The organism is Pseudoalteromonas sp. APC 3893 (assembly GCF_030408095.1).
Lineage (GTDB): Bacteria > Pseudomonadota > Gammaproteobacteria > Enterobacterales > Alteromonadaceae > Pseudoalteromonas.
The window spans coordinates 36,523-47,957 of record NZ_JASDCD010000027.1 but is presented as its reverse complement, the minus strand read 5'-3'; the positions used below and the strand labels follow the sequence as shown (position 1 = coordinate 47,957).

Sequence of the window (11,435 nt, the reverse complement as noted above, 5' to 3'; positions counted from 1 at the left end):
TGAGGCAATGCGAATGCGGGGCCCCAAGTCAACGTAGCAAAATCAAAAAGGCAAGCTGGAGTGATGATTATCGGGCGAGAATATTTTTTGGATTATAAATTAATCAAAGTATGCTCCCGCCCTGGACGTCTTGCTTGCAAAGCCTCTGCCACATTATCCTGAATATAAGGGTAAATAACGGGCATATTACCCAAACTTAGAAATGGATAATCATACGCACTTAAGCCCCTTGCTTTGCCTGGAGTCCATTCTTGCGTGCCATGAGTACCTAGATGGATCAATGCATCCGTTTTTCGTAATTGCAACGCTAAGTAGGCAGCCAAATAATAATGGTCCGGCGGCACTTTTGTATCATGTGTATCGGCCCCAACTTTGCCTGATCGAGGCGGCTGAGGCATCACCAATAAGTTGCCCCAACTTACTGCTGGGAAAACAAACGATAATTGATCGTTAATATCACGCAATCCCCAATGTTTGCTAGGCTCACCCCACTTTTTATTTAAAGCTTGCTGTATTTCAACAGGCAACATTGAAAACCACGATAGGTAGTCATTTAAAGGCAAACTGATTGCCTGCTCTTGCTGCCACAAATCGACTAGTTTATCTGGGTGATAAATCCCACTGAGCAACCGCTTTCCTTGCTCAATAACCTCGTTTTCGTTTTTACTGTCAACCGAATAACCGGCCTTTTGTAGTTCTGAAGTGATAGTCGCTATACTTGTAGGAATGTTTAGATTCGAAGCTGACATGTTTTCTTCGCCAGAAGGGGAGTTCCAAAACATTAGAGCAAGTTTTTTAGTTTTATTTTCGGCCTTTTGTAAACGAACTAACGCGTTTAATTTACCTAATAATAATGACACCTGCTTATCAATTAACTCGGCTTCACCATTATGCATCGCGGCAATAACGATAGGATCTGTCATTCCCCAACTTTCTGGTACTGCCATTAACGTTGCAGCAGTGCTGACAGCGAGCCCATCAGCTGACGATAGCCAATCTTGCTTACTACCATTGCGGTAAGTTAGCGCTTGCAGCACTGGTACACCTAGCTGCAAAAACTCTGACTTACGTGCCTCACCATTTTGCATATGAGTCATATTAATTAATGCGCTAGGTTTTTGCTGCTGCCAAAAATCAACCAACCCATTATCATTAACACTATCAAACCAAAAAAATACCGGCATCAACCCTGCATCAATAACTCGTTGATACAAATCGTTTATTGTTTTAGTTTGCATATTACGGATCAAACTATTTGAAATAGCAAAACCGACCATCGGAAGAGGTTCCAAAGACGGATTGTTTTTTAAAAAGTGAGCTAAGTTATCAAATACTCCTGTTGGCGAATACACACCTTGCTTTTTAAGTGTAATCGGCTCAGGAAAAACAATATTAGTTTCTTTATTCACTATTTTTTGTAAAGCACCAAGTAAATACTCGTAATTTTGCTGTGTGCCATTATCATAATAAGCAATAAAATTACGCGCCCACGGCCCCGGTATTTTGCCAAATCCAGGCCGCCCCCCACCTACTTGAATCCAAGGCACATTAAGCCCCGCCACTCCATCAGGTAACGCAGCAACAACTGCCGCTCTATCCGAAGGTCTTGGCCCATCTAAAATCACTAACGAAGTGGTATTTAATTGGGCATCTGATATTTCATTAATTTGTTGGGCATAAATATAATCAACATGTATGTTGTATTTCTCTGCAATGCTCGCTAACTGTTTAAACTTACCTGCAGCAACAAAATCAGATGCAATCACCAGCACCTTAGCGGGGGCTTGCGCAAGCGCGGGCGCTGCTAATAGCCATAAAAATAACATAAAAAATCTTAGCATAATCAAAAGTTCATCCGCGCACCAAGAAACAACGTACGTCCAGACTCAACAAACTCAAACTCTACCGATTCATCAGGTAAGTAAACATCCGTTAAGTTTTCAATACTGGCTCGAACTGACCATTGTGAATTAATGCGATAACTAGAACTTACGTGAAGCAATTGATAACTAGGCAGTTTGGCATCATCTAAATACTGTTCACCAACATACTCTAAGCGTAATTGAGTATCTAACCTTTCGCTTGGTTGCCATACCAACTCTGCATAACCAGACATTTTGGGTTTATTTTCTAGTGCTTTATCTTCGGTATCATTGCGTGCATCGAGGTAATTCATATTAGTTGAAACACTCAAATCATTTAATACTTGCCACTGCGCATTTACTTCAACACCTGATAAAGTCGCACTTTCAATATTTCGATAATTGCGTAATGCACCGCGTCCATCGCAACCCGAGATGCAAAATGTTTCGATTAAATCATCTACTTTTGTTTCGAATACCGTTGTTGTTATATTCCAATTATTACTTGCATAACGTGCAGATAACTCATAAGCCTTATTTGTTTCAGGTTGTAAATCAGGATTACCCACAATATAAAACAGGCCACCGGCTGCAGATGTTTCATATTCAGCAGAAAGTTGCTTTAGGCTAGGAGCTTTAAAACCTTCACCATACCCCCCCTTAAATACCCAATCGCCTTGACTCCACACTAAATAAGCACGAGGACTCGTTTCCCAGCCGTACATATCATGATGGTCAAAACGGCTCCCAAGTAACAATGATAAATCATTACTCATTGCCCAATCATCCTGAACAAAAGCAGATTTTTGTATCGTTTGACTTTCTCCAGCCTCATTAACAGTGCTGTTTTTGAGATTCTGGCGTAACCATTGTCCGCCAAACTGTAACTGATGGACTCCTAACTCTGTTCCCAATCTAAAATCGGCAATATCTTCTGTTATGGTACTTGGGCTAGTAGCTGAAATGCCATTCGTTCGCGTATTTTCACGATCAACTTCAGTATGATACATGCGTACAGTTGAGTCTCCCCATGACCAATAGCCCTGGTGCCGCATTGATAATTGCACCTGTTCAATGTCATCTTTAAAAGTATAGTAAGTTGAACGAGAAGCCGTATCATGCCAACGGTTATCATCTATTAATGCTACTGATGCATCTATTGTTTGATTATCGGTAGCTGCCCATATCATTTTCAGGCGTAAATTATCTGTTTTTTGCCCTTCGATATCTGAAAGATTAGGATCAATGCGGTTTGCTACATCTTGTTGATATTCACGAACCACAGATGCTCTAATACTCAAATCTTCAGTTATAGAACCCGACGTTGACGCACCCATACTATAACTTTGTGCCTCTTCATCGCTTAGCTGCTGACCACCGTTTAGCGCCAGTGAGCTACGCCACTCACTTGATACTTTCTTAGTAATAACATTAATAACACCACCTAATGCATCTGATCCATACAATGCAGAAATTGGCCCACGTACAATTTCAATTCTTTCAATATCATCGACTGGAATTGAATTAAGCTCAAAATTTGAATGAGCAATCAAGTCTGACGAACCACCAACTCGTTGCCCATCAATCAAAACCAACGTTTGATCTGAGTCCATACCTCTAATTTCAATTCCTTTTCGTCCAAAGCCAACAGCACTCAAATTAATACCCGTTTGGCCTCGTAGAGCATCTGATAGATTCATAACAACTCGCCGATTAAGGTCAGCTTGTGTAATAACGCTGATACTCGCAGGCGCTTCACTTACTATTTTTTGTGTTGATGTTGACGTTATTACTATCTGCTCAATATCTTGATCAGCAGCTATTGCATTAATTGACAGTGTTAAAGGTGAGAGATAAAGAAGTGGATAAATATATTTTTTCATCGTTATGTTACAACATATCAAAACATCATAATATTGATGTAATTAAATTAAAATAATTTGAGTGATAAAACCCAAACAACAGCAAATTAGTTTTCCAACCGCCAAATATAATATGTTATACCATAACAACTTTCAAGCGATGCTAACTAATATCCACAATAGTCACCGACATTTCCTTGTAGAAAAAGCTTCAACTTTAAGCGACGAGCCGCGCTACACCGAGAAAACATTAAAAATCATTTTGCACAATGAGAAGCCATAAAGCTACGGGAATCGAGCGACGCGCTATGAATTCAGCCTAGCTCCTAGTCACTTCCTAAAACCTAGCGCCTTTATCTTGCCTGTGAATGTTTTAAAACCAATTCACCACAGAGATCAGCGAGGCGCTGCGCTACACAGAGAAGAAAAAACCACGGGCTAAGGGCTACGAATACAGCTAGCACCTAGTCAATTTCCTAAAACCTAGCACCTTTTACTGCTCAAGCGCCAAATTATTGCAGCTCTTACTTTGACCCAAAACAGATAGCTTGTATAAAATAGAGTAAAATCACTCCATATTAAGTCTCATCACATGAAGTTAGGCCGAAACGATCCATGTCCGTGCAATAGCGGTAAAAAGTATAAGCGCTGTTGTATGGATAGCGCATCAAAGCAGCACTGCGAAGTATTTGACGAAATAGCACAAACCATTGCTACTAACCCTGACTTAAGCCTAGATGAAATGAATCTAGTAGCTCAACATAAAATTTCAGGTATCAACAACAATCCATTAGATGATTTTTGCGGCCTCTCAGCTAATCTAATGGATAATTGGCTAAGAGCACCATTTAATGAGTTAGCAGGGGTAACAATAACGATACCTAATGGGCTAACAGCAAGCCCCGTGATGCGTTACCTAGCGATAATACTTGATGAAGCAATGCAACAAGGTGGCTCATTTAAAGCAACAGCCAAAGGTAATTTACCAGCCAAAATAGCCAAGCAAGCTAGTGAATTACTTCCTGAGTTTGCCGTATCTGAGTATGAAAAGCCCGTCAGCATCAGTGAGTTCTCCGGTAGTAACGAAGACAAAATTAACGCCTTACATTACACCCGAGTTTTGGCAGATATTGCAGGTATTATTTACCTTAAAAGCGGCAGCTTCCATATTAAAAAAACCGCCCAAAAGCAATATCAAACTCATGGTATTAAAGCCTTTTTCTTACCCATGCTTGAAGCTGCCACCACACACTATAATTGGGGCTATTTTGATAGTTTTGTCAGTGATAGCGATCTACGTATTTTTTGGGTGTTTATGCTGTGGCGAATCCAAACTCACGGTTCCGTTGAGCAATTGATTGAAGAAGTCATTACCGCATTTCCGGCTCTACTAAATGAAGTGCCAGCTACGCAATACAAAGAGCCACAAGATTTGTTAGGTGTTTTAATCAGATCCCGTTTTATAGAGAGATTTTTAGAGTTTTGGGGATTTATAACCGTTAACCCTAAGCGATTTTCAGATGGCAAACCCATTGCAATAAAAGCAAATATACAACCATTATTAAAGCAAACTTTTACGTTTGATATATAAAAAAGAGCACATCTTATTCGCCTCACCTAATGAGGCGAATAGCCAACTTAATTGCCTCATTATGGAGTTTACGAGTTTGCGAGTTTGCGAGTTTGCGAGTTTGCGAGTTTGCGAGTTTAAAAAGACTAAAGCTGGCGAGTTGAAATAGCAACGGGTTTCGGGCGGCGTGCTTCGGGTTACGGATTCACCCTAGCACCTAGTCACCTCCTAAAACCTAGCGCCTTTATCTTGCCTGTGAATGTTTTAAACCCAAATTTACCACCGAGGTCGCCGAGGCGCTTCGCTACACCGAGAAAGCATTAATAAAACATGTTTGCACAAAGAGAAAACAATGAGGGTAAATGAGAAGGCAAAAAGCTGCTGGAATCGAGCGACGGCTACGGATTAATCCTAGAACCTAGTCACTTCCCTAGCACCTAGAACCTTTAATTGCCTTTTACTTACAATGAAGAAGCCTAAATAAACACTTTCATACTTGGTAACAGCTCAACCTGTTCACCCAGTTCGACAGCTGCTTTTTTAATAATATTAATACATAAACCGATGTGTTCTAGTTCACTATTAGACAAATTATTTGCAATAGCAGCCGCTTTGGCCATATTTATTGCCGCTAATACTGACTCAATTGTTTGACTCATCAGTAGCTGCATACGCGCAAGAGAAATATCAAACTCATCAGCAAAATCAGCTAACATATAAGCCGTTATTTCATTACTAAAATTACCCGCGCCTTGTGAATTATAGTCACCTAGCGACATTGCATAATTCCTTGAAATAGCTGGCTGTGAACCACTTTTTGCACAATCAATGCTCGTCTGTTCAATAATCGCTTCAATGTTTACCAAATCGTAAAATGGTGTGAGCTCTAAACCATTTTTACCAACAAAAAAACTAATATTTTTACCGTGAGCATCATAATTACGCACTAAAATATTAAATGTCATCCAACGAATAAGTTGCGCCTGATACGCTTGCTCATTCGCTGTTTCAATATTAAACAGCTTAGGAAAAGACACTCCATCTCGAATATAAATACCATCACCTTCATCACCGTGCTGACGCTCGTATTTGTAAGAAGGCGGCAAATTAGTCGCTTGGCACCCATCAATAACATGACGACGTAAAACTCGGTTTTGCTCTTTAACAACACGCCTATCAAAACGATCGATAACAAAGGCCCGAATTTCACCATAGCTACGCAATTCAACGTCAGGCACATCAAGTCCTGCGCCTCTTGCCAGTAACATAGTAAATAGTTCGTTCACTGCAATGAAAGGCGCAGCACCCGTTTCAAATTTAAAGATTTTATTAGAGCATAACTGGCCTTCACCAAACCCTAACCTTCCATCTATTTCGAGTAGATTAAGCTTATCTTGAACCCCAGCAACAGAGAGTCTCGTTCGTCCATCCCACAGTGTAATGGCCTCGCCTGCTTGCTTAAAACGGCTAAGCTTCTGACTTAACTCCTCATTAGTTATTTCGCGAAAAGAGGTTTGCTTTGCAGCACTATTACTTGCCCTAAACGACAAAGCACCTGACGTCTCCTCGCCAATCACTTTAATCAAGCCGAAGGTGTTATTTTTAGAAATAGTCGTGCTACTAATGATCTCTTCAAGCCCTTTACCTTCAGGTAATAAATTTTGTAGGTAATTACGCACTGCACGAGAGTCAAAATCGCCATTGAGTGGCAAGTGGGGTGAAACTGCAAAACCCTCGTTGACCCAATTAGCCTCATAAGTAAATGAAATTTCACTTTCAGAGCCTACTGCTAATGTTATCTCAGCCACCTTTTGCGATTGACCAATAAACACATCTAAGCGGTTGGTATTAGTACCACTGTTCATCGCTCACCTCATCATTGCTATGAGCTATATCATCGCTAACAAGGCTAAACGACAACCCTAAATACTCCATCACTTTTAGTACATTATGCAGTTGCACGGTTACATCGCCTTTTTCTATTTTTATCAGTGTAGGCTTAGAAATAGCAAGCGCGTGTGATACATCCATTAATGTCAGCTTCATTCCTGTTCGTTTTGCAGTAATGGCTTTAGCCAGCTGCACGGGTGAAAATGGCTTAGAAAGCTCAGGCATTTCAGTACGCTTAACAACTCTTCCGAGTGTTTTTTTGCCAAGGGTATCACTCATATTTGGTCAACTATAATTTACTTATACAACCGATTTTAGGACACCCAAAGCAAAAGTCAACAGTACTTTACTTTTAGATTAAAGCATAAATTAATCAGACCATAAGAAAGTTATATTTTACTTATGGGGAGTTAAAATTTAATTAAACCCCATAAGTAAATTTAAATTGACTAGCTAATAAGTAAAGCTGGCGAGTTTAAAAGAGTAAAGTTAGCGAGCCGCGAGCTATGGGCTGCGAAATAATCCTAGAGTCTTTTACCTTTTTACATTCCAAATTTTAGTTATGTCGCGTTGGCGACGGCAACCAAAGTGTGATTTGTCTTTAAATCAACTCTGCTGCAAATAATTCATCCGTGAAGCTGGGTTACTGTCGGCATCCATGCCTTCACTTCCTCAAGCTGCAAAGCTGCGCTTTGGTCATTCGTCACCTCTCGGCGCCCCGAGCATTTTGCTATTTCCTCAAAACCTAAATTGATATGAGCGTAAACGCCGTGTAAGACGCGTAATTTGTCAGGCTAAAGCTTACTACCCTCTGAATCTATATTATTTATTAGTTCCTTAGATACTTCTTGCAGTGCTCTTTTTACATCTAAAGATATAAAACCAAGATCTAAAGGATTAGAAATCGCTAAATCGGAGTTTTTAAATTCACGTAAATTTGCGATATTGGCTAAATAACTTTCGAGTAACTCTGGTTTTGCTTTTCGTTTTAAATTTTGGCGAAAAGTTTCAACAAACTTATTAATTTCTTCTGTGTCATCATCTTCAAAGCGCTCACAATAAACTCGCTTGGCCATTTCTTTTTGACTTAAACCAAGTTCTTTAATAATAGTTTTAATTTTATTTTGTAATTCTTCGTGTTTTTCCATTTTCTGTCCCAGTTTGTCCCAATACCTTATTTATGATGATTTTGCTCTCAAAGCGAAGAGCATTCCTTAAACTAAACAAAGGTAATATTATGAAAAACATGAATCAAAGTGCCGCTGCACGAATCCAAGCTGCCGAGGCAAAAGCTAACAATGGCTTAGTTGAAAAAGGCGGTTTTGCTGCACGAGCTCAAAGAGCTGCTGCAAATAACCAGCAAACTTCACGTCCAGCCCCAAATAATGGACCTAGTAAAACAGGGAACCCTTCGGGCCCGGGCAGAGGTAATAATCCACCAAAATCGAAATAAAAAGAGTACCTTTAGCGATACGCAAGTATCGCTATCTACATTGCTGTAAATTATTCACAAAAGAATCTTTAAACAGCTTGGCATTTGACGACAACTCCGCCTCAGGCACTTCTTTCATTGTTTCGTCTAAAGCACAAATACAAGCTCTCGCTGTGACTCTTTGAGAGGCTTTACTAAAAATAGAATCAGAGCTTGCACAAAAGCTAACTATTTCAACAATTGCACCAGTAGAATAACGTTTTGGCTCTAAAAATTCTTTATCTAATTTATACGCCCCCACTGCACCTATTAATAATGCAGCTTTTACTGAAAGCAGAGGCTTTTTAAATTTTTTATAAGTATGACCTGCAAAGGTTTTCTCACATTTATTGCAGCTTATGTGGTTTCCATACTCTAAGGCATTTTCTTCTGTGCAGGCAGGGCAAACAATATTGAGTGGATTTTTATCATTTTCTTGTTTTACTGAGTCCATTACGTCAATTAATTTCCATATCTTAACTTATGTAACTAGGATATTGATATTTATCAATATACTCAACCTAAATTTACTCAGACCGCACTGGTAACGGCAATCAAGGGGCGATAGTTCTTCCAATAAACTCTACTGTAAATTACTCATCATTAATTTAATCTCGGGTGTGATCACGGGGGAATTGTCTTAGCATTAGCCTTCAAATTTGTTGTTGCTATTGCTGTTAGGTATATTGAGTTATCTTAACTATTTGAGTAATTTAAATGGCTGCTAACTTACCGGCATCACTAAACTTCCCTCAATACCGTGATTTAGTAAAAAAGCTCAAGCATGGTAAATCATTACCTACAGCCATTTATTTACATAAGAGTTCATTAGAAGAAGCCCTACCAGCAGAATTATTAAGCTTTATAACAAGCACAATAAACAAACTTGATGTTCAACAATCTTGGAACCTAGTTAAGCTTTATAAACGCGATTTAAAATTTACACTACTTAACTACCCTAATTTTGATGAATACGCTTACCCAGCACTCCATACCAGCCATACTATAGATGCCCAAGAGCTAACCTTAAAAACAACTAATTACAGTAGCTCAAATAATCCCCCCATATTGCACCGTAAAGAAACCTTTGTACTGCCTAATTACCCTCATTACACATTATTTAAAGCTATTACGAAAGAAGGCGAGCAAATAGGTCTGTATCAAAACACCAAAAGTATTGGTTTTAAACAGCAATGGCAAAACTTAATTAAGCGCAAAGGCTACGAACTAGATGCTCAAGGCAGGTTAAACAAACTAACAGAATTACCAAAACCAGTAATTGAACATGAGCCACAAAAAATACAGCGCCATTTAACCGCAATAAATCGCGATAGACTTTCAGCGCCTTTTCAAAAACTGGCAAAGTATGGCTACTTGAATGGTGAATATTCAATACTTGATTACGGTTGTGGGTTAGCTGATGACGCAACTGAACTTGAAGCCCACGGGCTTAATATAAATGCGTGGGATCCAGTGCATAGGCCAAACGGGAACAAACAAACGAGTGATATTGTTAATTTGGGCTTTGTACTCAATGTTATTGAAGATCAACAAGAACGAATAAACACACTAAGAGCGGCTTACCGGCATACTAAAAAATTGCTTTTAGTATCAGTAATGCTCGCCAATGAAGCCAAGCAAGAACACTTTAAACAATACAAAGATGGCGTAATAACTAAATGGAATACGTTTCAAAAATACTATAGCCAAGCCCAAATAAGAGCTTACATAGAGCAAACCCTAAACGTTAAAACAATGGCGTTTGGGCAAGGCATAATTGCTATTTTTAAATGCCCACAATTAGAAGAAGCCCATCACTTAGAGCTACAATTTCAAAATTATAATTGGCAACATTTAACGAAAAGGCCACAGCCAAAAGCTTTGCCCAAAGCCCAGCAAAAAACCTTGTTTGAAAAACACCAAACACTGCTTGATGATTTTTGGCAACATTGCCTGCACTTTGGCCGCTTACCAGCAAACGACGAGTTTGAGCAAAGTACAACACTGCGCAAATATTTCGCCAGCCATAACAAAGCATTTACCCTGCTGCAAAATTACTATGAACAAAGTGAGTTTGAGCAAGCGCAACAAAAACGAAAACACGATTTACTGGTTTATTTTGCACTTAGCCTATTTGGTAAACGCCAAGCTAAAAGCCACATGCCTGCAAGGCTAACGCGAGATTTAAAAGTACATTTTAGTGATTACAACCAAGCATTAGAACAAGCAAAACAACAGCTTTTCTCGATTGCAGAGCCCGCTAATATTGGTAATGCCTGTTACCAAGCTTACGAGCAAATTCAGCTCGGTGAGTTACACGACAACCACTCGTATATATTACCCACTCGTTACTTAAATCAACTTCCAGCAATATTGCGTGTTTATATAGGCTGTGCGGTGCAGTTGTATGGCGATATAGACGACGTAGATTTAGTAAAAATACACATGCGATCGGGCAAAGTTACATTTTTAAAATACGATGACTTTAATAAAAAGCTGCCATTACTAATCGAGCGAATAAAAGTAAAAATGCTAGAGCAAGATATCGATTATTTTTACTATGGAGATATTTACCCCTATCAGCCGTTTTATAATAAAATAAATTATTTACAAAAAGGCAGTAGCGAATACAAAAACCAACAACGGTTTGATAAAAAATTAGCCGATATGCTAAAAGGCGTAACCAAAGCAGAATGGCCTGATTGGTTAATATTGCAGAAGGTTTTTGATTATTGGGGTGTGGAATTAAAAGGTGATAAATTTTTTAAAAAATAAAAATT

Annotated in this window: 9 protein-coding genes; 3 read left to right on the top strand and 6 right to left on the bottom strand. The window is 39.2% G+C overall.

Going from position 1 to position 11,435, the window contains the following annotated elements:
* Nucleotides 1-92 precede the first annotated feature (92 nt).
* Complete coding sequence (locus QMA12_RS19675; RefSeq protein ID WP_290211112.1) at nucleotides 93-1,826, bottom strand: cobaltochelatase subunit CobN; 1,734 nt, start codon at nucleotides 1,824-1,826, stop codon at nucleotides 93-95.
* A gap of 17 nt (nucleotides 1,827-1,843) precedes the next feature.
* Nucleotides 1,844-3,745: a TonB-dependent receptor gene (locus tag QMA12_RS19670; RefSeq protein ID WP_290211111.1), complete on the bottom strand. Its 1,902-nt coding sequence runs from the start codon at nucleotides 3,743-3,745 to the stop codon at nucleotides 1,844-1,846.
* Between the two features lie 571 nt (nucleotides 3,746-4,316).
* Between QMA12_RS19670 and QMA12_RS19665 the strand changes: the two genes are divergently transcribed.
* On the top strand, nucleotides 4,317-5,315 hold the full coding sequence (locus QMA12_RS19665; protein ID WP_290211110.1) for an SEC-C domain-containing protein: 999 nt from the start codon (nucleotides 4,317-4,319) through the stop codon (nucleotides 5,313-5,315).
* Nucleotides 5,316-5,770: 455 nt separating this feature from the next.
* Here the strand turns inward: QMA12_RS19665 and QMA12_RS19660 are convergent, their stop codons facing one another.
* The 3 genes from QMA12_RS19660 to QMA12_RS19650 form a co-directional block, all read right to left on the bottom strand.
* On the bottom strand, nucleotides 5,771-7,159 hold the full coding sequence (locus QMA12_RS19660) for a HipA domain-containing protein (RefSeq protein ID WP_290211109.1): 1,389 nt from the start codon (nucleotides 7,157-7,159) through the stop codon (nucleotides 5,771-5,773).
* Nucleotides 7,143-7,463, bottom strand: coding sequence for a transcriptional regulator (locus QMA12_RS19655; RefSeq protein WP_087534137.1), 321 nt, complete (start codon nucleotides 7,461-7,463; stop codon nucleotides 7,143-7,145). Before QMA12_RS19655 ends, QMA12_RS19660 begins: the two co-directional genes overlap by 17 nt.
* A 515-nt stretch (nucleotides 7,464-7,978) precedes the next feature.
* Nucleotides 7,979-8,332: a hypothetical protein gene (locus QMA12_RS19650; protein WP_256828011.1), complete on the bottom strand. Its 354-nt coding sequence runs from the start codon at nucleotides 8,330-8,332 to the stop codon at nucleotides 7,979-7,981.
* Nucleotides 8,333-8,421: 89 nt separating this feature from the next.
* Between QMA12_RS19650 and QMA12_RS19645 the strand changes: the two genes are divergently transcribed.
* Nucleotides 8,422-8,637 carry a hypothetical protein gene (locus QMA12_RS19645; protein ID WP_054452423.1) on the top strand — a complete coding sequence of 72 codons (216 nt, stop codon included), beginning with the start codon at nucleotides 8,422-8,424 and terminating at the stop codon, nucleotides 8,635-8,637.
* Nucleotides 8,638-8,668: 31 nt separating this feature from the next.
* Here the strand turns inward: QMA12_RS19645 and QMA12_RS19640 are convergent, their stop codons facing one another.
* On the bottom strand, nucleotides 8,669-9,109 hold the full coding sequence (locus QMA12_RS19640; RefSeq protein WP_290211108.1) for a hypothetical protein: 441 nt from the start codon (nucleotides 9,107-9,109) through the stop codon (nucleotides 8,669-8,671).
* A 263-nt stretch (nucleotides 9,110-9,372) separates the two neighbouring features.
* Between QMA12_RS19640 and QMA12_RS19635 the strand changes: the two genes are divergently transcribed.
* A complete protein-coding gene (locus QMA12_RS19635; protein ID WP_290211107.1) occupies nucleotides 9,373-11,430 on the top strand; it encodes a DNA phosphorothioation-associated putative methyltransferase in 2,058 nt (685 codons plus the stop codon).
* Nucleotides 11,431-11,435: the final 5 nt, after the last annotated feature.